The 21,233-nt window shown below is 68.9% G+C and carries 22 protein-coding genes; 6 read left to right on the top strand and 16 right to left on the bottom strand.

Annotation, left to right across the window (positions count from 1 at the left end; all coding sequences use genetic code 11):
* Positions 1-46: 46 nt before the first annotated feature.
* Positions 47-661 (bottom strand): GNAT family N-acetyltransferase, encoded by a 615-nt coding sequence (locus ACWH43_RS03245; RefSeq protein WP_260349739.1) that lies wholly within the window; start codon positions 659-661, stop codon positions 47-49.
* 322 nt (positions 662-983) lie between these two features.
* Here ACWH43_RS03245 and ACWH43_RS03240 point away from each other — a divergent pair, with 322 nt between their 5' ends.
* Positions 984-1,592, top strand: coding sequence for a cold-shock protein (locus ACWH43_RS03240; RefSeq protein ID WP_158446450.1), 609 nt, complete (start codon positions 984-986; stop codon positions 1,590-1,592).
* A gap of 361 nt (positions 1,593-1,953) precedes the next feature.
* On the opposite strand, the gene bfr is transcribed toward ACWH43_RS03240, so the two are convergent.
* The 5 genes from bfr to ACWH43_RS03215 form a co-directional block, all read right to left on the bottom strand.
* Positions 1,954-2,448: a bacterioferritin gene (gene bfr, locus ACWH43_RS03235; protein ID WP_158446449.1), complete on the bottom strand. Its 495-nt coding sequence runs from the start codon at positions 2,446-2,448 to the stop codon at positions 1,954-1,956.
* Positions 2,449-2,567: 119 nt separating this feature from the next.
* Positions 2,568-2,858, bottom strand: coding sequence for a (2Fe-2S)-binding protein (locus tag ACWH43_RS03230; protein WP_260349736.1), 291 nt, complete (start codon positions 2,856-2,858; stop codon positions 2,568-2,570).
* A complete protein-coding gene (gene irrA, locus ACWH43_RS03225) occupies positions 2,855-3,388 on the bottom strand; it encodes an iron response transcriptional regulator IrrA (RefSeq protein WP_158446448.1) in 534 nt (177 codons plus the stop codon). The genes ACWH43_RS03230 and irrA overlap by 4 nt, the downstream gene beginning before the upstream one ends.
* A gap of 232 nt (positions 3,389-3,620) precedes the next feature.
* Positions 3,621-5,210, bottom strand: coding sequence for a DHA2 family efflux MFS transporter permease subunit (locus tag ACWH43_RS03220; RefSeq protein ID WP_158446447.1), 1,590 nt, complete (start codon positions 5,208-5,210; stop codon positions 3,621-3,623).
* An 18-nt stretch (positions 5,211-5,228) separates the two neighbouring features.
* The gene (locus ACWH43_RS03215) at positions 5,229-6,416 is read right to left on the bottom strand and encodes an HlyD family secretion protein (RefSeq protein WP_158446446.1); all 1,188 of its coding nucleotides are present in this window, start codon (positions 6,414-6,416) and stop codon (positions 5,229-5,231) included.
* Between the two features lie 136 nt (positions 6,417-6,552).
* Between ACWH43_RS03215 and ACWH43_RS03210 the strand changes: the two genes are divergently transcribed.
* Entirely contained in the window at positions 6,553-7,224 is a 672-nt protein-coding gene (locus ACWH43_RS03210) for a TetR/AcrR family transcriptional regulator (protein WP_158446445.1), read from the top strand.
* A gap of 5 nt (positions 7,225-7,229) precedes the next feature.
* Here the strand turns inward: ACWH43_RS03210 and ACWH43_RS03205 are convergent, their stop codons facing one another.
* Positions 7,230-8,180 (bottom strand): DMT family transporter, encoded by a 951-nt coding sequence (locus tag ACWH43_RS03205; RefSeq protein ID WP_260349734.1) that lies wholly within the window; start codon positions 8,178-8,180, stop codon positions 7,230-7,232.
* Positions 8,181-8,369: 189 nt separating this feature from the next.
* Positions 8,370-9,404, bottom strand: coding sequence for an aspartate-semialdehyde dehydrogenase (locus ACWH43_RS03200; protein ID WP_158446444.1), 1,035 nt, complete (start codon positions 9,402-9,404; stop codon positions 8,370-8,372).
* Positions 9,405-9,895: 491 nt separating this feature from the next.
* Here ACWH43_RS03200 and ACWH43_RS03195 point away from each other — a divergent pair, with 491 nt between their 5' ends.
* Both ACWH43_RS03195 and ACWH43_RS03190 read left to right on the top strand, forming a co-directional pair.
* Positions 9,896-10,978 (top strand): hypothetical protein, encoded by a 1,083-nt coding sequence (locus tag ACWH43_RS03195; protein WP_158446443.1) that lies wholly within the window; start codon positions 9,896-9,898, stop codon positions 10,976-10,978.
* 199 nt (positions 10,979-11,177) lie between these two features.
* Entirely contained in the window at positions 11,178-11,483 is a 306-nt protein-coding gene (locus ACWH43_RS03190; RefSeq protein WP_158446442.1) for a hypothetical protein, read from the top strand.
* 24 nt (positions 11,484-11,507) lie between these two features.
* On the opposite strand, the gene ACWH43_RS03185 is transcribed toward ACWH43_RS03190, so the two are convergent.
* The 3 genes from ACWH43_RS03185 to ACWH43_RS03175 all read right to left on the bottom strand — a co-directional run bounded on the left by ACWH43_RS03185 (position 11,508) and on the right by ACWH43_RS03175 (position 15,658).
* A complete protein-coding gene (locus ACWH43_RS03185; RefSeq protein ID WP_158446441.1) occupies positions 11,508-13,919 on the bottom strand; it encodes a transketolase-like TK C-terminal-containing protein in 2,412 nt (803 codons plus the stop codon).
* A 158-nt stretch (positions 13,920-14,077) separates the two neighbouring features.
* Positions 14,078-14,755, bottom strand: coding sequence for an invasion associated locus B family protein (locus ACWH43_RS03180; RefSeq protein WP_260349732.1), 678 nt, complete (start codon positions 14,753-14,755; stop codon positions 14,078-14,080).
* A 237-nt stretch (positions 14,756-14,992) separates the two neighbouring features.
* Positions 14,993-15,658 (bottom strand): GntR family transcriptional regulator, encoded by a 666-nt coding sequence (locus tag ACWH43_RS03175; protein ID WP_158446440.1) that lies wholly within the window; start codon positions 15,656-15,658, stop codon positions 14,993-14,995.
* Between the two features lie 120 nt (positions 15,659-15,778).
* Here ACWH43_RS03175 and ACWH43_RS03170 point away from each other — a divergent pair, with 120 nt between their 5' ends.
* Positions 15,779-17,218 carry an amidohydrolase gene (locus ACWH43_RS03170; RefSeq protein WP_158446439.1) on the top strand — a complete coding sequence of 480 codons (1,440 nt, stop codon included), beginning with the start codon at positions 15,779-15,781 and terminating at the stop codon, positions 17,216-17,218.
* On the opposite strand, the gene ACWH43_RS03165 is transcribed toward ACWH43_RS03170, so the two are convergent.
* Together ACWH43_RS03165 and pcaQ are read right to left on the bottom strand one after the other, a co-directional pair.
* Positions 17,212-17,514 (bottom strand): hypothetical protein, encoded by a 303-nt coding sequence (locus ACWH43_RS03165; protein ID WP_158446438.1) that lies wholly within the window; start codon positions 17,512-17,514, stop codon positions 17,212-17,214. The two genes, ACWH43_RS03170 and ACWH43_RS03165, sit on opposite strands and share 7 nt — an antisense overlap.
* Before the next feature lie 58 nt (positions 17,515-17,572).
* Positions 17,573-18,583, bottom strand: coding sequence for a pca operon transcription factor PcaQ (gene pcaQ, locus ACWH43_RS03160; protein WP_311734894.1), 1,011 nt, complete (start codon positions 18,581-18,583; stop codon positions 17,573-17,575).
* 119 nt (positions 18,584-18,702) lie between these two features.
* Between pcaQ and ACWH43_RS03155 the strand changes: the two genes are divergently transcribed.
* Entirely contained in the window at positions 18,703-19,425 is a 723-nt protein-coding gene (locus ACWH43_RS03155) for a Crp/Fnr family transcriptional regulator (protein WP_311734893.1), read from the top strand.
* Positions 19,426-19,432: 7 nt separating this feature from the next.
* Here ACWH43_RS03155 and ACWH43_RS03150 read toward each other — a convergent pair whose 3' ends face one another.
* Genes ACWH43_RS03150 through cydB form a run of 3 tightly spaced genes read right to left on the bottom strand, consistent with a single transcriptional unit; the run spans position 19,433 to position 21,217 of the window.
* The gene (locus ACWH43_RS03150; RefSeq protein WP_260349784.1) at positions 19,433-19,897 is read right to left on the bottom strand and encodes a hemerythrin domain-containing protein; all 465 of its coding nucleotides are present in this window, start codon (positions 19,895-19,897) and stop codon (positions 19,433-19,435) included.
* Positions 19,898-19,907: 10 nt separating this feature from the next.
* Positions 19,908-20,039 (bottom strand): cytochrome bd-I oxidase subunit CydX, encoded by a 132-nt coding sequence (cydX, locus tag ACWH43_RS03145; RefSeq protein WP_158446436.1) that lies wholly within the window; start codon positions 20,037-20,039, stop codon positions 19,908-19,910.
* 23 nt (positions 20,040-20,062) lie between these two features.
* The gene (cydB, locus tag ACWH43_RS03140) at positions 20,063-21,217 is read right to left on the bottom strand and encodes a cytochrome d ubiquinol oxidase subunit II (RefSeq protein WP_158446457.1); all 1,155 of its coding nucleotides are present in this window, start codon (positions 21,215-21,217) and stop codon (positions 20,063-20,065) included.
* Between the last annotated feature and the right edge of the window lie 16 nt (positions 21,218-21,233).

Below are 21,233 nucleotides of genomic sequence, written 5' to 3'. Positions count from 1 at the left end.
GATCGCTCGCCGGGCCGACGGAGCGAGGCGAGCGTGAAGGCGTCGCCTATGCCCCCATGGCGCGGGCGAGCAGCCGCGTCGGCCAGAAGGCCTTCTGGAGCGACAGGGCCAGCGTCGCGAAGCCCTTGGCATTGTCGAGGGCCTCGTCGAGGATGGTGAAGGGCGTCGGGCCGCCGGTCGCGATCACGCCCTCGATATCGGCATAGCCGCCGACCAGATCCGCCTTGAACTTGTGCGCCAGCCGCCGCATCGCGGCGTTCTCCGGCAGGCAGGTCATGTAGAGCGTCCGGATGCCGCGGTTGCGCGCGGCCGTGATCAGCCGGGCGAACAGCTCGCTGCCGATGCCGCTGCGGCGCCATTCGGTCTCGACGCTGAAGGCGGCTTCCCCGGTCTGCGCGATGATGTCGTCGAGGCCGCGCAATTCCGCCGCCCCGCGCACCACCCCGTCCTCGACATAGGCATAGACCAGCCCGCCGACCCCGAAGGTCGTCGCGGCGTAGTTCTCGAGGAAGGCGTCGTTCACCGCCGTGCCGAAGCGCTGCTGCCGCGTCAGCGGGTCGAGCCGCAGCAGATGTTCCCGGAACAGGTCGCGCTCGGCGAGCCACAGCCTGCGGATTTCCCCGTGGCGGACCTTGCCGCGGGCTTTCGTCGATCGAGTCATTCTCATCTCCCGAACGGCGCCTCGCGGCGCCATCGAACAGGAGGCGTTCTTCCCTATACGCGCTTCAGATCGTCCCCGATTGCGGCGATTGCAAGAGGTCGAGCTGCGGCATTTTTGCCAGAACGGCCGAAAAAACAGGCAATATTTGCAGAGCATCATGCATCAGACGCATGACGACCGCCGCCACTCCAGTTGGGGACGGCGCGGAAAAAAGCACTATTATGACGTGAATTGTCGTGTAATAATTTCGCGTTGCCCCCGATGACGGCGCGCCCGGCATGAGCTAAGTTGCGTGCTCCCGGTCACTCATACCTGAAGCTCCATGTTCGATCGTCGCAAGCCTCCCGCTGCTCAGCCTTTCGTCACGCACGAAAATATCGAAGCCAAGATCAAGTGGTTCGACCCCGAGAAGGGGTTCGGTTTCGCCTCCCCCGTCGACGGTTCGGGCGACGTTTTCCTGCATATTTCGGCGATCGGACCGCTGGACCAGCAGGACCTGCTGCCCGGCGCGACCATCGTCGCCGATCTCGGCGAGGGCCGCCGCGGCCTGCAGGTCGTCGCGGTCCACGAGATCGACCCGACGACCGCGACCCAGACGGCGCCGGCCGCGCCCCGCGGATTTGCCCCGCGCGCGCCGCGCGACGATTTCGGCGGCGGCTTCCAGGACCGTGACCGCGGCCCCCGCGGCGGCGGCTTCCAGGACCGCGACAGCGGCCCCGTCGAGGGTCCCTTCGACGGCGCGGTCAAGTTCTTCAACTCGGATCGCGGCTTCGGCTTCATCGCTCCCGACAAGGGCGGGCCCGACGTCTTCCTGCACGTCTCCTCGCTGAGCCGCAGCGGCCTGCAGGCGCCGATGGACGGCCAGCGCGTGCGCTTCTCGATCCGCGCCGGCCGCAAGGGGCCGGAGGCCTCGAACATCAGCTTCATCTGATCGGATTCGTCCGAGACGAAACCATCGAGGGCCCGCCCATGGCGGGCCCTTTTTCTTGGCCCCTCCCCCGCAGGCGCAATCCGTCCGCGAACACATTCCCGAAGAATCGCACCAAATCTGCGCCCCGAGGCGTCCCGGAATCGATCCGACGATCGCGAGGCCGCTGGTCTCGGTCCCAAGCCGGAACGACGGGAGCGGACCCGTTTCTGTTCCGCAGGGCATAGCGGAAACGTCAGCACGGCCGTCTTGCCGAAATCCCGTCTCCGGTCTCACGGAGCGGCAAGGCGTGCGCGCCGTCGGAAGGCAGCCCGAGGCGCACGCCGGACGGATGGGCCGGAGACGAGCCCCGGCCCGGCCTCCGTCAATGCTCGTGGTCGTCGCCTTCGAGACCGCCGATATGCTTCTGGGTGTAGAGTTCCAGGCCGACGCGGCCGATCAGGTCGAGCTGCGTCTCGAGGAAGTCGATATGGCCTTCCTCGTCCTTCATCAGCGCCTTGAACAGGTCCTCGGACGGGTAGTCGCCGACCTCGCGGCAATATTTCGCCGCTTCCTGATAGAGCGCGCGCGCCTCGACCTCGGCCTTGAGGTCGCATTCGATCACTTCCTTGACGTTCTCGCCGATGCGGAGCTGGTCCAGCGTCTGCAGATTGGGGAAGCCGTCGAGGAACAGGATGCGGTCGACGAAGCGGTCGGCATGGACCATCTCCTCGATCGATTCCTTCTTCCAGGTCTTGGCCATCTCCTTCAGCCCCCAATTGTCGAGCATCCGGTAATGCAGCCAGTACTGGTTGATCGCGGTGAGCTCCGAACGCAGCCCCCGGTTGAGATATTCGATGACCTTCTTGTCGCCCTTCATGGCGCCGCTCCTCGCGATCCACATTAGAATAATCCTAATGTAGAGAGATGCGGAGCGAAAGGGAAGAGCAAAACGGGGATGAAGCGGAGGCGCGCGTTGCGCCGGTCCGCCGATGCCCCTCAGGCCGCCTGGGCGGCGTCTTCGGAAATGGTGATGCCTTCGAGAATCCGTCCGACGCTGACATGGACGGCGCATTCGATGTCACGGCTGGCGCAGCTATCGCACTGGCTCGCGCAGGCGGCGCGGGCCTCGGCCAGAATCGCGCGGACCTCGCGCGCGCAACGTCCGCAATCCGGGCTGCAGCCGAGGCAGTCGTAAGCCTCCCCGGCCGTGCGCGGACCGCTGCCGTCAGGGCCGACAGTGCCCCTGATCTGCCGGCAGGACAGGACGTTGCAGGAGCAGACGATCACGCGTGATGGCCCGCCACCCGCTTGCTCGTGGTCACCTCTTCGCCATCGGCGCTGCGCAGCCGCACGATGACCTCGACGGAGGAGATCACCATCCCGGCCGGCGCCTCGGGCAGGCCCGAGACATGGATGGTCGAGCCGGGGATGTCGGTCACCGTCTCGTCCTCTTCATTGTAGAAGTGGTGGTGCTCCGAGACATTGGTGTCGAAGAAGGTCTTGGGGCCGGAGACCGAGACCTGGCGCAGCAGGCCGGCTTCGGAGAACTGGCGCAGCGTGTTGTAGACCGTCGCCAGCGACAGCGGCTCGCGCGCGCGCAGCGCCTCCTCGTAGAGCATCTCGGCGCTGACATGGCGGTCGCCCTTGGCGAAGAGCAGCCAGCCCAAAGCCATGCGCTGGCGCGTGGGCCGCAGCCCCGCCGAACGCAGCCGCGCCTTCACCGCGCTGATCGGGCAGGAGGCCGGGCTTTTCTGCGGCCACGGAATATGCTCCGCCGCGACAGCCTGCTCCCGATCCTTGCTTGCCAGAATGCCCATCTAGAACGCCTTCCACGCTGCCTGCCTTGCGGCCGCGTAGTTTAGAAGTCATCTAAACTACTGATATTACTGCCATATTTGGCCTGCCGGAGCGGAAATGTCAATCGCGCGGGTTGCGACATCGCGCAGCAGCGCAACGTTATGCACCGGCGCCGGCCGGTCGTGGACGCCGGAAACCGGGCGTGGCGGCGGCGGTGCGCGCCGCGCGGATCCGCCGCGGCCGCCGCTCCGCTCAGTGGCCGCCGCCGCCCGCTCCGGCCGGCGCCGGCTTCGGCTTGCTGAGGAACAGCGACAGCACCACGAGGGCGGCGAAGATCGCCGTGAGCCCGAGGAAGACGTCGCCGAAGGCCATGACCAGCGCCTGCTTGTGGGCGCGCTGGTTGAGCACCGCCAGCGCCATGGTCTGGGCGGCGTCGCCGAAATCGCCGAAGCGCTGGGTCGTGTTGGCGAGCGCTTCCTCCGCGACCTGCCGCCCGGCCGCGACCCATTCGTGCAGCCGGGTGATGTGCAGGTCGGTGCGGGTGTTCAGCAGGGTGTTGATGATGGCGAGGCCGACGGCGCCGCCGAGATTGCGGGTCAGGTTGTAGAGGCCCGAGGCGTTCTTGAGCTGCTGCGGCGGCAGCGTGCCGAGCGCGACGTTGTTGATCGGCACCATGCACAGCATCAGGCCGCAGCCGCGCAGCACCTGCGGCCAGAGCAGCTCGTAGAAGTCCCAGTCCGCGGTGATCCGGGAGGCGATCCAGGTTCCGAGGGCGAAGGCGCTGAACCCGATCATCATCATCACGCGCGGGTCGAGCCTGGCCGAGAGCCGGCCGGCGACCGGCGCGGTGAAGAACATGCACAGGCCGGTGACGAACATCGTCTCGCCGATCATCAGCGCGTCATAGCCGCGAATGCGCCCGAGATAGACCGGATAGAGATAGGTCAGCCCGTAGAGCCCGATGCCCATGCAGAAGGAGAACAGCGAGCCGAAGGCGAAGTTGCGGTCCTTGAAGGCGTAGAGGTCGACCAGCGGTTCGTCGCGGGTCAACGCGCGCCAGAAGAACAGCACCGCCCCGACCACCATGACGACGGAGAAGACGACGATCTCCTCGCTCTCGAACCAGTCGAGCCGGGTCCCCTCCTCCAGCACATATTCGAGGCTGCCGAGGAAGGCCGCCATGGCGCCGAGCCCGACCCAGTCGAAGCGCTTGATCAGGCTGTGGTCGGGCTTGTCGAAATCGATCAGCGTCCAGGCCGCGATGGTGACGCCGATGCCGGGCACGACATTGACCAGGAACAGCCAGTGCCAGGAGAAGGCGTGGCTGAGATAGCCGCCGACCGTGGGGCCGATCGTCGGGGCGAGCGTCGCGACGAGGCCGATCAGCGGCGAGACCACCGGCCGCTTCGAGGGCGGGAAGATGGTGAAGGCCGCGGCGAAGACGCCGGGGATCATGCCGCCGCCGATGAAGCCCTGGATGGCGCGCCAGAGAATCATCTCGTTGATCGAGGAGGCGGTGGCGCAAAGCACGCTGGAGATGGTGAAGCCCGCCGCCGCGATCGAGAAGAACACCCGCGTCGACAGCGCCCGGCTGAGATAGCCCGACAGCGGGATCATGATCACCTCGGCGATCAGATAGGCCGTCTGCACCCAAGCGATCTCGTCCGAGGAGGCCGACAGGCCGGCCTGGATCTCGGCCAGCGAGGCCGAGACGATCTGGATGTCGAGGATCGCCATGAACATGCCAAAGACCATCGCCATGAAGGCGAAGATCCGGCGCAGCGGGATCGCGTCCTCGGCCGGCTTGGCGGCCGGCCCGGCGGCGATGGTCGCGGTGGCCATGACGGCCTCCTTGCAGCGTCAGCGCTGGGCGGCGGGACGCGGATCGATCGAGACGACGACCGACATGCCCGGCCGCAGCACATGCTTGCTGGTCGATTCGCGGTCGAGCGCGATGCGCACCGGCACGCGCTGCACGATCTTGGTGAAGTTGCCGGTCGCGTTGTCCGGCGGCAGCAGGGTGAAGACCGAGCCGGTGCCGCCGGCAATGCCGCTGACCGTGCCGTGGAAGACCTGGCCCGGCAGCGCGTCGACCGTGACTGAGGCGCGGTCGCCGATCTTCAGCGGCGCGATCTGCGTCTCCTTGAAGTTGGCGTCGACATAGACCTGGTCGAGCGGGACGACCGACATCAGGCGCTTGCCGGCGCTGACGAGGTCGCCGAGCTGGACATTGGTGCTGGCGACGACGCCGTCGATCGGGGCGTTGACCTGGGTGAAGGAGAGGTCGCGCTCGGCCTTCTCCTCGGCCACCTTCAGCTCGTCGATCTGGCGGGCGGCCTCGACGCGCTGGGCCTCGAGAACCTTGATGTTGGCATCCGCCTGCACGACGCCGGCCTTGGCGCTGGCCAGCGCGGCGACGGCCTGGTCGCGCGCCGCGGTGGCGGCGTCGAGCGTCGCCTGGGAGCCGTAGGACTTGGCGGCCAGGCTGCTGGCGCGCTCGTAATCGGCGCTGGTGCGGGTGACGGCCGCCTCAGCCGAGCTCTGCTGCGCCTTGGCTTGCGCCAGCGCGGCGCGCCCGGCCTCGATCTGGCTGTCGATGCGCGCCAGCGTGGCTCGGGCGGTCGCGGTCTTGGCCCGGGCGCTGGCGAGCGCGATCCGCCAGTCGCCGTCGTCGAGCGTCACCAGCGGCTGGCCGGCCTTGACCTCCTGGTTCTGCACCACCGAGACCGTGGCGATGTTGGCCGCCAGCTTCGCCGAGACCGTCGCCATCTCGGCCCCGACATAGGCGTCGTCCGTCGAGACGATGAAGCGGCCGTTGCGCCACCAGTCGATGCCGTACCACAGGCCGGCGCCGATCGCGGCCGCCCCGACCAGGATCAGCCCGGCGCGGCGCAGGGTGTTGCGCTTCGCCGGCGGCTGCGCCGCGTCCGGCGGAGCGGCCTCGGCACTCTCGGCGGGTTGGCGCGCCTCGGCGGGACTGGCGGTTTCGAGGGCCGGGTCGACCAGCTTCAGGCGGTCGCGGCGCTTTTCCGTGATCTCGGCGGACATCGGTGATCCTGATGAGAACAATTCGAACCGCATGGTTCGATTGCGCTTGAAATAGCGCCGCCGATATTGCATATCAAGTGAAGTCGAACTGGGCGGTTCGATTATTTTGAATGGCCGGCCTGCCGGCGGAACAATCATGACGGACACGATGACGCCGGTCTCCGGACCGGCACGGCGCAACCGGCGGGCGGCCGGAACGGACCCCGAAAAGCGGCGCCAGATTCTCGACGGCGCCTATCAGGTCTTCACGGCCCGCGGTTTCGACGCCGCGAGCATGAACGACATCGCGGCCGCCGCCAATGTCTCGAAGGGCACGCTCTACGTCTATTTCCAGGACAAGGAGCATCTCTTCGTCGCGCTGATCGAGCGCGAGCGGGAAACGCAGAAGCGCGGCGCCTTCGAGGCGCTGGACCAGGATGCCGACCCCGTGCGGGCGCTGGCGAATTTCGGCCGCTGCCTGGTGCGCATGATCACCCACGAATTCGCGGTCAGCGCCCACCGCATCGTCATCGGCGTGGCCGAGCGCATGCCCGATATCGGCCGCAGCTTCTACGAGAACGGCCCGATGCAGGGGACGAGGCTGATCGCCCGCCATCTCGATCGCATGGTCGCCGAGGGCAAGCTGGTGCCGATCGCCGATACCGGGCTCGCGGCGGTGCAGTTCATCGATCTGTGCCAGTCGACGCTGACCCGTCCGCGCCTGTTCAACGCCGTCCGCACCCCGCCGGACGAGGCCGAGATCGACCATGTCGTCGAGGAGGCGATGGCGATGTTCCTCGCCCGCTACGGCGTGAAGCGCCGGGCCTGACGCCCTCACCCGGCGCGCCCGGTCACCTCCCGCGCCCGTGCCCGCTCGCGATGCGCCGTGTAGAGGCCCGAGCCGGCGATGATCGCCGCGCCGGCCCAGGTCCACAGATCCGGCAGTGTCGCGAACAGCAGGAAGCCGAACAGCGAGGCCCAGAAGAGCTGGATATAGGAGAAGGGCGCCAGCAGCGAGGCGGCCGCGAAGCGGAAGGCGACGATCACCAGCCAGTGCCCCGCCGTCGAGACCGCGCCGATGAAGAGGCCGACCCAGGCGATCGTCCAGCTCGGCTCGACCCAGTGCAGCGGCAGCAGCAAGGTGGAGACGAGCGCGCCGAACAGGGTCGACCAGGTGATGGTCGCGACCGGGTTCTCCGTCCCGCTCATCAGCCGGGTCACGATCAGCGAGAACGCCCAGCTCAGCGACGAGAAGACCGGCAGCAGCGAGGCGGGCTGGAAACCGCTGCCGCCCGGCCGGACCACGATCAGCACCCCCATGAGCCCGATGACGGTGGCCAGCCAGCGCCGCCAGCCGACCTTCTCGCCCAGGAACGGGATCGACAGCGCCGTGACGAAGAGCGGCGCGACGAAGCTGGTCGCGGTGGCATCGGCGATCTTGAGGTATTTCAGCGACGAGACGAACAGCACCGACGAGCCGATCAGGCCGATTCCGCGCAGCAATTGCAGGCCGGCGCGGCGCGTCCGCAGGGAAATCCGCGTGCCGGGCCAGGCGACGATCGCCAGCAGGATCAGTCCCGACGTGGTGTAGCGCAGCCAGACGATGTGCAGCGCCGGCACGTTCTCGGAGGCGAGATATTTCGAGGCCGCGTCGCCCGCCGACAGGAAGATCGTCGCCAGCAGCATGATGCCGATGCCGAGCAGGGCGTTGTCGCGCCGCAGCGATCCGGCGGGCGCCGGATGCGCGGTTTCGGAGGCGGGTCCGGAAGGAATCGGGCTGGGCACGGCGAGGATGGTCGCGAGGAGGCGTGCAGCTTAATCGATTTGAAGCCGCGCTGCTGCGCAAAGATCACACGCGGCCCATGCACGGCTCATGCACGGCTCATGCGCCGCTCGGGCGCGACCCGGTTCCTGCCCGACGAAAAAGGCGGGCCGAAGCCTGCCTCTCGGCAGAGCGAAGCCGGGGCGTGCCGCTCAGGCGGCCTGCTTGCGCGGCTGGATCAGCTTGCGGTTGACCAGGACCTCGGCGATCTGGACGGTGTTGAGCGCCGCGCCCTTGCGCAGATTGTCCGAGACGCACCAGAAGGCGAGGCCGTTCTCGACCGTGGCGTCCTCGCGGATGCGCGAGATATAGGTGGCGTCCTCGCCGGCCGCCTCGTGCGGGGTGATGTAGCCGCCGGGCTCGTGCTTGTCGATGACGAGGATGCCGGGCGCGCTGCGCAGCACCTCGCGCGCCTCATCGGCGGTGATCGGCTTCTCGCACTCGATGTTGACCGCTTCCGAATGGCCGATGAAGACCGGCACGCGCACGCAGGTCGCGGTCAGCTTGATCTTCGGGTCGAGGATCTTCTTGGTCTCGACCACCATCTTCCACTCTTCCTTGGTGAAGCCGTCCTCCATGAAGACGTCGATCTGCGGGATGAGGTTGAAGGAGATCCGCTTCGGGAACTTCTTGGTCTGGATCTCGCCGGCCGAGAAGACCGCGCGGGTCTGGTTGAACAGCTCGTCCATGCCCTCCTTGCCGGCGCCGGAGACCGACTGATAGGTCGAGACGACGACGCGCTTGATGCCGAAGCGGTCATGCAGCGGCTTCAGCGCCACGACGAGCTGGGCGGTCGAGCAGTTCGGGTTGGCGATGATGTTCATCTTGCCGAAGCCGGCGGCGGCCGCGGCATTCACCTCCGGCACGATCAGCGGCACGTCGGGATGGGTCCGCCAGGCCGAGGAATTGTCGATCACGACGCAGCCCTGCGCGCCGATCTTGGGCGACCATTCCTTCGAGATCTCGCCGCCCGCCGACATCAGGCAGATGTCGGTGTCGGAAAAGTCGTGATGCTCGAGCGCCCTCACCTTCAGCGTCTTGTCGCCGAAGGAGACCTCGGTGCCGACCGAGCGGGACGAGGCCAGCGCCACCACCTCGCCGACGGGGAAGGCGCGCTCGGCGAGGATGTCCAGCATCTCGCGGCCCACATTGCCGGTAGCCCCGACCACTGCGACCTTGAAGCTCATTGATGTGATCCTTTGCGGATAGATCGGTTCGGATCTCCCTTTGGGAGCCGCCCCCGTCCTGTCTCGGGCGGGTTCGGCGATCTGCCCCCGCCGGGGGGAGATGGACCCGGAACCGAGGCGAAGCGTCAGCGCGACGGACCGGCTTTCCCGGTCGTCGTTTTGGTCGTGTGTTTCGTCGTCAGGCCGACAGTCACGGAACCAATCCCGAAGGGCTGCAAACTTCGCAAAGCGGCGCGAGACTGCGCCGTGCGCTGTCAGAACACCGGCGGCGACAAAAAGTCAATTCCCTACCCGTTCCGCCGTTCCGGCGGCGCGCTCCATTAACCCTGCTTCTTGACCCGCTGTTCATGCTGCCGGGCGAAACCCGCCGCCCGGTAACCTCCGGGCCACCCTCCCGCGGCAGGCTCCGGGCAGTTTTGCAGAGAGGCGCGGCGATGCCGCCGCGCGGGAGTGACGGGTTGCGTTCGGGATCGGGTTCGGCGTCGGGGAGCATGCGGGCGGGGCTGGAGCGGCTGCGGCCCTGGCTCGCCTTGGCCGGCGCGGCATGCCGAAGCGCGGCGCGGCGTCTCGCGCGCATCGACATCGTCCCCGCCCTGATCTCCGCCGCCGATCACGGCGAACGCCAGGCGCGCGCCTTGTGGCGAGGCCTGGGCCGGCTCGTCCCACGCCGCGGGCTCGGCCTGCCGGGCGCCCTGCTCTGGCGCGGGCTCGCCGCCCTGGCCGGACTCGGCATGACCGCGGCCCTGGTCACCGGGCTCTCGGCCAAGGACGAGGCCCCGCCGCAATTGGCCAGCCTCGCCTCCGCTCCCCTATCGGAGGATGCCGCTTCGCCGCCGGCCGCGCGGTCCGCCGCCCGTCCGGCGAGCCTCGGCGCCGGCGACTGGAGCCCGATTTCCCGCCCGATCGCGCTGTTCGATCTCGCCGCGCCCGAACTCGGCCGCGCCGCCCCCGCCTATGAGGCCCGGCGCGCGCCCGACGGCCGCCGCGAGGACGTGATGACCTTCGCCGCCTTCGCCGGGAAGGGACCCCATCTCGCCCTGCGCCTGCGCACCGGGCCATCGGCGGCGCGCGGCGCCCGGCCCTTCACCATCGACCTCGTCCGCGAGGCGGCGCAGCGCGCGCTCTCGGTGACGCGCAGCAGCGCGCCGGCCGCGATCCCGACCCGCTTCGGCACGCTGGAAACCGCCGATGTCGTCCTCGACGACGGCGGCACCAGCCGCAACTGCCTCGCCTTCCGCTCGGCGCAGGAGAGCGCGGCCTTCGCGATGAGCGGCTGGTGGTGCGCCGCCGGCAGGCCCAGCGACCGGCGCCAGCTCGCCTGCCTCATCGACCGGCTCGACCTCGTCAACGCCGCGGACGACGAGGCGCTGCGCCGCGCCTTCGCCCGCAGCGAGCTCGCGCGCGACCCCGCCTGCGCCCGGCAGCATCTCGCCGCGACCGGCCGCAAGGCGTCCTGGCTCGATGGCGACGGCGCGGTGCCGGCGCTGCGCATGAAGACCGCGACGGCGGAAGCGGCGAAGGCCACGCCGCCGGCGCGCCCCGCCCGCGCCAAGGCCGCGCGCCGCAAGCGCTGAGCCGCCCGCGGGGCCCCGGCGCTGGCGTACCGGCCTCGACACTCTATCTCACTGATTTTTCGTGTGATTTTACCGAAGGCCGCGTTCCGCTTTTCGGGCGATGCGCTAACAATCTTGTTAACGGGCGTGCATTAGGCTTCGCTGCGTAATCGGGATGCTTACATCGAGTGGGTGCCGCCACTCCCGGAGGTTGTCTGTCATGATGTCTTTCAAGCGCCTTGCCGCCGCATGCGCCGTCGCTCTGGCGGCCTCGACCGTCATGGCGAGCCTCGCCGAAGCCCAGAATCGCCGCGGGCCGCTGCGGATCACCGTCCAGAAGCGCAGCTATCTCGACGCCGGCAATGTCGTGCCGGTCGGCTCGATGAACAACTATGCGAGCCAGCATTTCGCCGCCGCGCCGGTCTATGTGAACACCGGCAGCCTCTATGGCGAAAGCACCCTGCCCGGCCGCGTCGGCTCCGGCAGCAACCCCTTCGCCAACACCATCGAGACGCCGCGCTTCTGAGCGACGGCGTCCCGCCGCGTCACCTCAGGGCAGCGCCTTGAGATAGCGCACCGGCCGCCCCGGCGCGGCGGCGTTGGCGGCGTGGACGATGGCGTTCGCGTCGATGCCGAAATGCCGGTAGAGATCGGCGACCGTGCCGGTCTGGCCGAAATGCTCGACGCCGAGCGCCTTCTGCCGGTGGCCATGGACGCTGCCGAGCCAGGCCAGCGTCGCCGGATGCCCGTCCAGCACCGAGACGATGCCGCAATCGCGCGAGAGCACGCCGAGCAGGCGCTCGATATGGCTGGTCGCCGCGTGGTTGCCGCGCTGGCGCGCCCGCTCGGCCGCCTGCCAGCCGGCATTGAGCCGGTCGGCCGAGGTGATGGCGAGCAGGCCGACATCGCGCCGGTCCTCGGAGAGGAGGCCGACGGCCTCGATCGCCTCCGGCGCCACCGCGCCGGTATAGGCGATGACCACCGAGGCGTTCGGGCCCGGCTTCCTGAGCCAGTAGGCGCCGTCGATGATCTCGCGCTCCAGCTCGGGCGTCATCGCCCGGCTCGGCTGCTCGACCTGCCGGGTCGAAAGGCGCAGATAGACCGAGCCGCCGGTCTCGTCGCGCAGCCAGGTCTTTTCCACTAGCTCGCGCTCGTCGGGGTCGCCCTCGCCGTCGCGCTGCATGTAGTCGAAGGACCAGCGCATCATCACGGCGAGCTCGTCGACGAAGGCGGGCTCGAAGGCGCACAAGCCGTCCTGGCTCATGCCGATCAGCGGCGTCGCGATCGACTGATGCGCCCCGCCCTCCGGCGCCAGCGTCACGCCGGACGGCGTCGCCACCAGCATGAAGCGGGCATCCTGGTAGCAGGCATAGTTCAGCGCATCGAGCCCGCGCGAGATGAAGGGATCGTAGAGCGTGCCGATGGGGATCAAGCGCTCGCCGAAGATCGAATGCGACAGGCCGAGCGCCGAGAGGTTGATGAACAGGTTCATCTCGGCGATGCCGAGCTCGATATGCTGGCCCTTCGGCGAGAATTCCCATTTCTGCATCGAGGGAATGCGCTCGTCCTTGAAGGTGTCGGCCATCGAGGCCTTGGCGAAGAGCCCGCGCCGGTTCACCCAGGGGCCGAGATTGGTCGAGACGGTGACGTCCGGCGCCGTGGTGACGATGCGGTCGGCGAGCGGGCCGCCCGCCTTGGCGAGCTCGTCCAGAATCTTGCCGAAGCCCATCTGCGTCGACATCGTCGGCTGGATGCCGGCCTCCAGCCTGGCCGGCACCGGCAGCTTGGCGGCGGAGAGGCGCCGGCGCCCTTCCGCGAAGAACGGCACGGCGTCGAGGAAGGCGCGGATCTCGCCCTCGGGCAGGCCCATTCCCTCGAACGGATCCCATTCATGGCCGGGGCGGATGCCGTTGGCCTTGCGGAAGCCGTCGAGCTGCTCCCTGGTCATCAGCCCGGCATGGTTGTCCTTGTGGCCGGCGATCGGCAGGCCGAAGCCCTTCACCGTATAGGCGAGGAAGCAGACCGGCCGGTCATGGTCGATCGCCTCGAAGGCCTCCAGGATCGACGGCAGATCGTGGCCGCCGAGATTGCACATCAGCTTCGACAATTCGGCGTCGGAGCGCTTCTCGATCAGCCTGGTCACCGGCCCCTGGTCGCCGAGATCGTCCATCAGCCGCTTGCGCCAGGCCGCGCCGCCCTGGAAGGTCAGCGCCGAATAGAGCTGGTTCGGGCAGGAATCGATCCAGGCCTTCAGCCTGTCGCCGCCCTTCTCCTTGAACGCCGCCTGCTGCAGCGAGCCGTATTTCAGCGTCACGACATCCCAACCGAAATTGCGGAACATCGTCTCGAAGCGGTCGTAGAGCCCCTCGCGGATCACCGCGTCGAGCGACTGGCGGTTGTAGTCGATGATCCACCAGGTGTTGCGCAGCCCGTGCTTCCAGCCCTCCATCAGGGCCTCGAAGATATTGCCCTCGTCGAGCTCGGCATCGCCGATCAGCGAGACCATGCGGCCCTCGGGACGATCCTTCGCCCAGCCATGCGCCTTCACGTAATCCTGGGTCAGCGAGGAGAACAGCGTCTGCGCGACGCCAAGGCCGACCGAGCCGGTCGAGAAATCGACGTCGTCGATATCCTTGGTGCGCGAGGGATAGCTCTGCGCGCCCTTGTAGCCGCGGAAATTCTCCAGCTTCTCGCGGGTCTGCAACCCCATCAGATAATTGATGGCATGGAAGATCGGCGAGGCGTGCGGCTTCACCGCCACCCGGTCCTGCGGGCGCAAAGCCGCCATGTAGAGCGCCGTCATGATGGTGGCGAGCGAGGCCGAGGAGGCCTGGTGCCCGCCGACCTTCATCCCGTCCTCGTTCGGGCGGATATGGTTGGCGTTGTGGATCGTCCAGGAGGCGAGCCAGAGGATCTTCTTCTCCAGCTCGGCGAGAAACGGCAGGCGCGGATCGGTGGTCATGGTTTTTGGCTCGAACTCCCCAGGCTCCCGATCATGCATGGAAGCCCTGGTGAGGCGAACCAATTTTCAGCGCCGCGGCTGCCGTTCTTAGCGGATTCCCCTACACATCTTCGCCCGATGGCAGAAAAACGCCAAAAGCCCGGAGAGTCCCGTGCCGGCTACCGGTCGATCTGGCCGATCCGGTCCAGCCCGGCGGCGAAGCCGTTGAGCGGCACGTTGAACGAGACCGGCTCGCCGGTGGAGAGGTTGAGCGCCGCCACCGTCAGCGTCTTGCCGGCCTTCATCGCATCGGTCGCGACCGTCGGGAAGGAGATCGGCAGCAGGCAGCCCTGCGCCAGGCAGGTCGAGAAGCGCAGGCCCTGGCCGAGATCCTTGTCGTCGAGCCGCAGCACCGCGCCGTTCTCCAGCTTCATGCCGAACGGGAACAGGATCGTGCCTTCCGCCCGCCCGTCCTTGGGAGTGCGCAATTCGATGGCGAAGACGCGCTGGCCGGTCTGGCTGTTGCCCTGCGCCTGGGTCAGCAGGCAGAGGCGCTGGCCGTTGAGGATGCGGCAGTCGACGGTCCAGTCGCCATAGGTCTCGTTGATCGCGCTCGCGCCGTTCGGCAGCGTCGCCGCAGCCGCCGCGGGCTGCGCCACGGCCGGGGCGGCGGGGCTTGCGGCCGGCTTGGCGGCCGGGCGCGCGGCGGGCTTCGGCGCCGGGCGCGCGGGCGCAGGCGCCGCCGGAGCGCTCGCCGGCTCCTCCTGGGCGCGCAGAGGCTGCGCGCCAAGCCAGAGCGCCGAGAACAGAAGAGCGGCGGCCGCGGAAGCCGAACCCAGGCGAAGGACAGTCTTCATGGCATTTCAATTCAGCGAGAGGAACTGCATCGGCAGGTAGCAAGGCGCCACGGCAACGTCAAAACCAAAGACGATTTCAGATGACCCGCGCGTCATCCTGTGTCTTTTCAGCAATTGAGCCGAATTCGACAAAGTCTAAACATGGGAAGCTATGGAGCCGGCCGCGCGAAGACAGCCGCGGCCGGGCGAGAGAGGCAGGCAGCGGCCGGACCGCCGCGCTCATGGCTCGCGCCGCGCTCATGCCGCATCCTGCAGGATATGGGCCCGGACCAGCCGGCGCAGCGCCGCGGCGTCGCGGGCCGCCAGCGCCTCGACCATGGCAAAATGCTCGCGGTTCGACTGCTCGATCCGGCTGCGCTTCTGCCACTGCCCCGCCGCCGCCGAGGAGATGCGCCCGCGCAGCTCCTGCACCAGCGCGGTCAGTTCGGGATTGCCGGACAAGCCCAGCAGATGGCCGTGGAAGGCGATATTGGCGTCGTGGAGGTCGATCACCGTGCCCTTGCCCAGCAGGCTCTCGAAGCGGCGCGCCAGCCGCAGCGCTTCCGCGACGTCCTCATCCCGCAGACGCGCCATGATGCCGTCAACCGCGCCGGTCTCGAGGATGACCCGCACGTCGCGGATCTCGCGCGCCAGACGCCCGTCGGGCTTGACGACATGGTAGCCGCGATTGGGCAGGTGCACGACGAGCCGCTTCTGGACCAGCCGGTCCAGCGCCCGGCGCACATCCATGCGCTTGGCGCCGTGACGCTGCTCGATATCGATCTGCTTCAGCCACTGGCCCGGAGCGAGCGCGCCGGACTGGATCTCGCCCGCCAGCGCGTTGGCGAGCGCGTCGGGGCGGCCGGAGCGCGCCTTCGCGCTGCCCGCCTGCCCGCTCGCCCGTTTCGCCTCGCCGCCAGCCATCGCCGCCTCATGCATCGCCGGACCGGCCGCCCTGCGCCCGGCCGGCTTGTCCCGTCACAACCCATATGGGAAAAATTGGCGCCAATACAGATGGCGCGATTCCGCGCGACAGGAGCCCCCATGAGCAGCAGCAAGGACGCCAGCAACAGCAAGGAAGTCTGGCGGCGGATCGACGACAAGGCCCCGGAGTATTTCGCGCTGTCGGACCGCATCTGGCACATGCCCGAGCTGAACTATCAGGAGGTGCGCTCCGCCGCCGAGCACCGCGCCATGCTGGAGCGCGAGGGCTTCCGGATCACCGAAAATGTCGCGGGCCTGCCGACCGCGCTGATCGGCGAAGCCGGCGAGGACGGGCCGGTCATCGCCATCATGGGCGAGTACGACGCCCTGCCCGGCCTGAGCCAGGAGGCCGGCGTCACCGCCGCGTCCCCGGTCGAGAAGGGCGGCAACGGCCATGGCTGCGGCCACAACATGCTGGGCGCGGCCTCGCTGCTGGCCGCCGCCGCGGTCAAGGACTATCTCGCCGCCAACGGGCTGAAGGGCCGGGTGCGCTATTACGGCTGCCCCGCCGAGGAAGGCGGCTCGGCCAAGGGCTTCATGGTCCGCGCCGGCGCCTTCGACGATGTCGACATCGCCCTGTGCTGGCACCCGGCCTCCTTCTCCGGCGTCAGCCGGCCGTTCTCGCTGGCCTGCGTCGAGGTCGAGTTCACCTTCACCGGCAGGGCCTCGCATGCCGCCGCCGCGCCGCATCTCGGCCGCTCCGCCCTCGATGCGGTCGAGCTGATGCATATCGGCGTCAACTACATGCGCGAGCACATGCCGTCGACGGCGCGCGTGCACTACGCCGTCATCAACGCCGGCGGCATCGCGCCCAACGTCGTGCAGGCGACGGCGACGACGCGCCAGCTCATCCGCGCCGCGACGCTGTCGGAAATGTGGGATCTGGTCGCCCGGGTGAAGAAGATCGCCGAGGGCGCGGCGCTGATGACCGAGACGCAGGTCGCCGCCAGGCAGCTTTCGGGCGACGCCAACCTCGTCGGCAACCGCCCGCTCGAGGAGGCGATGCACGCCAATCTCCAGGCGCTCGGCGGTCCCGGCTTCGACGCCGCCGACCACGCCTTCGCCGCCGGCTTCCAGAAGACGCTGAGCGCCGAGGACATCGCCGCGTCCTATGCGCGGCTGGGCCTGGCCCCTCGGCAGGGGGAGGCGTTGAACGACGAGATCTACCCGCTCGGCGCCGGCAGCGACACCTCGGTCGGCTCGACCGATGTCGGCACGGTGAGCTGGGTGGTCCCGACCGTGCAGTGCCGCACGGCCTGCTATGCGGTCGGCACCCCCGGCCATTCCTGGCAGCTCGTGGCGCAGGGCCTCGCCCCCGCCGCGCATAAGGGCCTCGCCCTCGCGGCCAAGGCAATGGCCGGCGTCGCCGCGGACGTGCTGAACGACCCCGCTTTGCTCGCGGCGGCCAAGGACGCCTTCGCCGCCTTCCGGGCGCAGAATCCCTTCGCCAATCCGATCACCGACGATGTCGAGCCGCCGCTCGACATGGCGGCTCACTGAGTCGGCGCATCCGGCCCGCCCTGCCCGGCATCGGGGCCGGGCGGGCGCGTCGCCTTGAACGTCTCGACGGCGGCGGCGGCGAGGTCGGTGATCGAGGCCGGCCGCTCGCCGATCAGCCGCAGCACGATGCGCCCGAGCCGGGCCTTGGCGTCGCTCTCCAGCTCCGCCGCGAGGCGCTCGTCATGGCCGAGCGCCGCCCAGGCGCGGGCGTGGACCGCTTCGGCGACGAGCAGTTCCTTGGAGTTCAGCACTCCGGGAAAACTTGAGGGGCGTGGCGGCATCGAACGGTCGGTCATGGTCACGCGGGCGATATAGGGTCGGCGCGGGCGAGGGCAACCCCGCCCATCGTCGCCCTCACCCGCGCGGAACCTTTCCCGCCGCCCGGTCCAGCGCGCGCTCGCGCAGCGTCGCCGCGAGCAGTTGCGCCGGCAGGGGCAGCACCGTGTCGCTGCGCGTCGTCAGCCCGACCGGGCCGAGCGTATCGGCCGTATCGGCCGGCAGGGCCGCGAGCCAGCCCGTCCCGACATCCTCGGCGACGACGCCTTCCGAGATGAACCAGATACCGTCGCCCAGGCGCAGATAGTTCCGCGCGAAGGCGTCGGACACCGTCTCGATCACCCCGGCGGCCGGCCGCAGCGCATGGGTGAGCAGATAGCGCTCCACCGTCGAGCTGATCACCGATCCCGGCGGCGGCAGCAGCCACTGGTAATCGGCGACCTTGGCCATGTCGAAGGAGGCGGCGCCGAGCAGCGGATGCTGCGGCCGGACCGCCAGCGCGATCCGCTCCGAATAGAGATGCTCGAAGGCGAAGCCGCGCATCGTCTCCGGGTCGGGCATGCGGCCGATCACGAGGTCGAGATCGCCCAGCCTGAGCTGCGTCATCAGCACGTCGTTCGGCCCGGTCACGATGCGCGGGCGCATCGCGCCGTAGCGGCTCACCACCTCCGCCAGGGCGCGCGGCAGAACATGCGCGGAAACCGTGGGCAAGGCCCCGACCGAGAACGCGATCGCGGAGTCGCCGCCGTCATGCCCGACCATGCTGACGCCCTGCTTCAGCGCCGTCACGCTCGCCCCGGCATAGCGGAAGAACACCTCCCCGGGGCCGGTCAGCACCATCGGCCGGCGGCTCGGCTCGAACAGCGTCGCGCCGAGGATGTCCTCCAGTTCCTGCACGGTCTTCGAGACCGCGGGCTGGCTCAATCCGAGCAGCGCGGCGGCCTTCACCACGCTCCTCAGCCGCGCCACCTCGAGGAAGGACACCAGATGGCGCAGCTTGATGCGCCCGTTGAGCGGCCGAAGGCGCGGCATGATGTCGGCCAGGATAACCTCCCAGTTAATCTGAAGCCCGTAAAACGGCCCGAACATATCCTTTCCCGCATGAGGAAGGGCGCTCCGTCAAGGCGATGCGGCAGGCTGCCTCGTGCGGCATTGTGGGCCGCGCCACGAGTTGGCCGCGGGCTTGCGAAAGGGTAAGGTGCGCCATCTTGCGTGACGACATCCACACCACCGGCTTGCCGGCCCTCTGCGCCTCCTGCGAAGCACGCCATCGCGGGATCTGCGGTGCGCTGACCGCCGAGCAGCTCACCCTGCTCGCCAAAGCCTCGTCGAAGCGCAGGGCCGAGGAAGGCGCCGAGCTGATCGGCGACGCCGAGAACGTCGAGAGCTACGCCAACGTGCTCTCCGGCGTGGTCAAGCTGACCAAGATGCTGTCCGACGGCCGCCAGCAGATCGTCGGGCTCCAGTTCGCGCCCGATTTCGTCGGCCGGCCCTTCCGGACGGAGAGCACGCTCGCGGCCGAGGCCGCGACCGATGTCGAATTGTGCTCCTTCCCGCGCGCCACGGTCGAGCGGATGATGGCGGAGCAGCCCGATCTCGAGCACCGCCTGCTGGAGCAGACCCTGAAGGAGCTCGACCAGGCCCGCGACTGGATGGTAACCCTCGGCCGCAAGACCGCGGCGGAGAAGGTCGCGAGCTTCATCCTGATGATCGCGCGCAACATCGACCCGACGATGCAGCCGCAGCAGCGCGCCGTCACCTTCGACCTGCCGCTGTCGCGGGCCGAGATCGCCGACTTCCTCGGCCTCACCATCGAGACCGTCAGCCGGCAGTTCACGCGGCTGCGCAGCGAGGGCGTCATCCGCATCGAGCACAACCGCCGCGTCATCCTCGACGACATCCGCAAGCTCGCCGCCAGCGCCGGCAACTGAGCGCCGCTCAGCCGCCCCCGGGCAGCATGGTCAGGATGCAGTCCTGCTCGAAGGCGATGTGCCGGCGCATCGAGTCGAACAGCGCCCGCAGCATGTAGCCGAACGCCTCCGGATTCGCGATCGGCCGCCCCTCGCCATAGGCCCGCAGCGCCTCGCTCAGATCCTCGGCGGCGCAGCGATCCTGGACATGCTCGGCGCGCAGCCGGCTCACGATGACGGCGTTGCGCTGCGAGATGGCGAAGACCGGGAAGACGAACTGCTCCTCGAAGCGGTGGCAGGCCTCGATCAGCGGCACGAGGCTGCTCGCCAGCATCAGGCAGCGCATCCGGTCGACATGGGCCGGCAGCTCGTCGGCGATCCGCTCCAGCGCTTCGCAGGCTTCCAGCATCCGGGCATGGCCCCGCGCCATGTCCATGCGCGGGACGAAGCCGGCGGCGTTCCATGCGCCGCTCCCGACCGGGTGGCGTGTCATGGCCGTCCCATCACGGCGTCGGCAGCGGGACGGCCTCGTGCGTCGGCTCTTCGCGCACGGTGCGCAGCTCGTACCAAAGCGCGTTCAGGATGCCGACGGAGGCGGCGAGGCCGAGGCCGAGTATCCAGGCGAAATACCACATGGCGCGTTCTCTCCTGTCCGGGTTCAGTAGGCCGAGTGGCCCGCATCCTCGACGCTCTTTTCGGTGACCTTGCCCCACAGCACGCTGTAGACCCAGGCGGTGTAGGCCAGCACCAGCGGCAGGAAGACCACGGTCGCCAGCAGCATGTTGCGCAGCGTGGCGCGGCTCGACGAGGCATCGAACACCGCGAGCGAATGGGCCGGATTGCTGCTCGAGGGCAGCAGGACCGGGAACATCGCCACGCCGACCGTCGCCACGATCATGGCGACGCCGAGCTTGGAGGCGAGGAAGGTCAGCCCCTCCCAACGGGCCCGGAAGCCGATGAGGGCGACGAGCGGCGCGGCGACGCCGAGCGCCGGCACGATCCAGAGCAGCGGCCGCGCCCGGAAATTGGCAAGCCAGGCGCCCGGATCGGCGACCACCGTCTTGAGCAGCGGGTTGGACGGCCCGTCCCAGGCGATCGGCGAGGTCACCTTGTAGCCGCCGAGCAGGCCGGCCTGCACCAGAAGCCCGCCGCCGGCGAACAGCACCGCCGTCAGCAGGGCGGCGAGCGTCCCGAAGCGGCGCGCCCGCGCCGCGACCGGCCCGTCGGCCTTGAAGGCGAGCCAGGCGGCGCCGTGCATCACCAGCATCGCCAGCGACACCAGCCCGCAATAGAGCGCGGCCGGGTTGAGCAGGCCGAAGAGGTTGCCCTCGTAGATCGGCCGCAGGTCCGGGGTGAAGTGGAAGGGCACGCCCTGCAAGGTGTTGCCCACCGCGACGCCGAAGATCAGCGCCGGCACGGCGCCGCCGATGAACAGCGCCCAGTCCCAGCGCGCGCGCCAGGCGGGGTCGGGCCGCTTCGAGCGGTATTTGAAGCCGACGGGCCGCAGGATCAGCGCGCTCAGCACCAGGAACATCGCCAGGTAGAAGCCGGAGAAGCTGACCGCGTAGAGCGCCGGCCAGGCGGCGAAGATCGCGCCGCCGCCCAGGATGAACCAGACCTGGTTGCCCTCCCAGACCGGGCCGATGGTGTTGATCGCCACCCGCCGCTCGATGTCCTCCCTGGCGACGAAGGGCAGCAGCGCGCCCACGCCCATGTCGAAGCCGTCGGTCACGGCGAAGCCGATGAGCAGGACGCCGAGCAGGACCCACCAGATCAGCCGCAGCGTCTCGTAGGAAAACAGGAATTCGATCATCGTCATGATTCCTTGC

This window comes from Allobosea minatitlanensis (genome assembly GCF_964020775.1).
This window is presented reverse-complemented; position numbering and strand designations above follow the sequence as displayed.

What these genes read in the sequence shown, in the direction of transcription:
- ACWH43_RS03245 (WP_260349739.1), bottom strand. Translation starts at nt 661, where the DNA reads ATGACTCGATCGACGAAAGCCCGCGGCAAGGTCCGCCACGGGGAAATC.
- ACWH43_RS03240 (WP_158446450.1), top strand. Translation starts at nt 984, where the DNA reads ATGTTCGATCGTCGCAAGCCTCCCGCTGCTCAGCCTTTCGTCACGCAC.
- bfr (WP_158446449.1), bottom strand. Translation starts at nt 2,448, where the DNA reads ATGAAGGGCGACAAGAAGGTCATCGAATATCTCAACCGGGGGCTGCGT.
- irrA (WP_158446448.1), bottom strand. Translation starts at nt 3,388, where the DNA reads ATGGGCATTCTGGCAAGCAAGGATCGGGAGCAGGCTGTCGCGGCGGAG.
- ACWH43_RS03220 (WP_158446447.1), bottom strand. Translation starts at nt 5,210, where the DNA reads ATGGCCACCGCGACCATCGCCGCCGGGCCGGCCGCCAAGCCGGCCGAG.
- ACWH43_RS03215 (WP_158446446.1), bottom strand. Translation starts at nt 6,416, where the DNA reads ATGTCCGCCGAGATCACGGAAAAGCGCCGCGACCGCCTGAAGCTGGTC.
- ACWH43_RS03210 (WP_158446445.1), top strand. Translation starts at nt 6,553, where the DNA reads ATGACGGACACGATGACGCCGGTCTCCGGACCGGCACGGCGCAACCGG.
- ACWH43_RS03200 (WP_158446444.1), bottom strand. Translation starts at nt 9,404, where the DNA reads ATGAGCTTCAAGGTCGCAGTGGTCGGGGCTACCGGCAATGTGGGCCGC.
- ACWH43_RS03195 (WP_158446443.1), top strand. Translation starts at nt 9,896, where the DNA reads ATGCGGGCGGGGCTGGAGCGGCTGCGGCCCTGGCTCGCCTTGGCCGGC.
- ACWH43_RS03190 (WP_158446442.1), top strand. Translation starts at nt 11,178, where the DNA reads ATGATGTCTTTCAAGCGCCTTGCCGCCGCATGCGCCGTCGCTCTGGCG.
- ACWH43_RS03185 (WP_158446441.1), bottom strand. Translation starts at nt 13,919, where the DNA reads ATGACCACCGATCCGCGCCTGCCGTTTCTCGCCGAGCTGGAGAAGAAG.
- ACWH43_RS03180 (WP_260349732.1), bottom strand. Translation starts at nt 14,755, where the DNA reads ATGAAGACTGTCCTTCGCCTGGGTTCGGCTTCCGCGGCCGCCGCTCTT.
- ACWH43_RS03175 (WP_158446440.1), bottom strand. Translation starts at nt 15,658, where the DNA reads ATGGCTGGCGGCGAGGCGAAACGGGCGAGCGGGCAGGCGGGCAGCGCG.
- ACWH43_RS03170 (WP_158446439.1), top strand. Translation starts at nt 15,779, where the DNA reads ATGAGCAGCAGCAAGGACGCCAGCAACAGCAAGGAAGTCTGGCGGCGG.
- ACWH43_RS03165 (WP_158446438.1), bottom strand. Translation starts at nt 17,514, where the DNA reads ATGACCGACCGTTCGATGCCGCCACGCCCCTCAAGTTTTCCCGGAGTG.
- pcaQ (WP_311734894.1), bottom strand. Translation starts at nt 18,583, where the DNA reads ATGTTCGGGCCGTTTTACGGGCTTCAGATTAACTGGGAGGTTATCCTG.
- ACWH43_RS03150 (WP_260349784.1), bottom strand. Translation starts at nt 19,897, where the DNA reads ATGACACGCCACCCGGTCGGGAGCGGCGCATGGAACGCCGCCGGCTTC.
- cydX (WP_158446436.1), bottom strand. Translation starts at nt 20,039, where the DNA reads ATGTGGTATTTCGCCTGGATACTCGGCCTCGGCCTCGCCGCCTCCGTC.
- cydB (WP_158446457.1), bottom strand. Translation starts at nt 21,217, where the DNA reads ATGATCGAATTCCTGTTTTCCTACGAGACGCTGCGGCTGATCTGGTGG.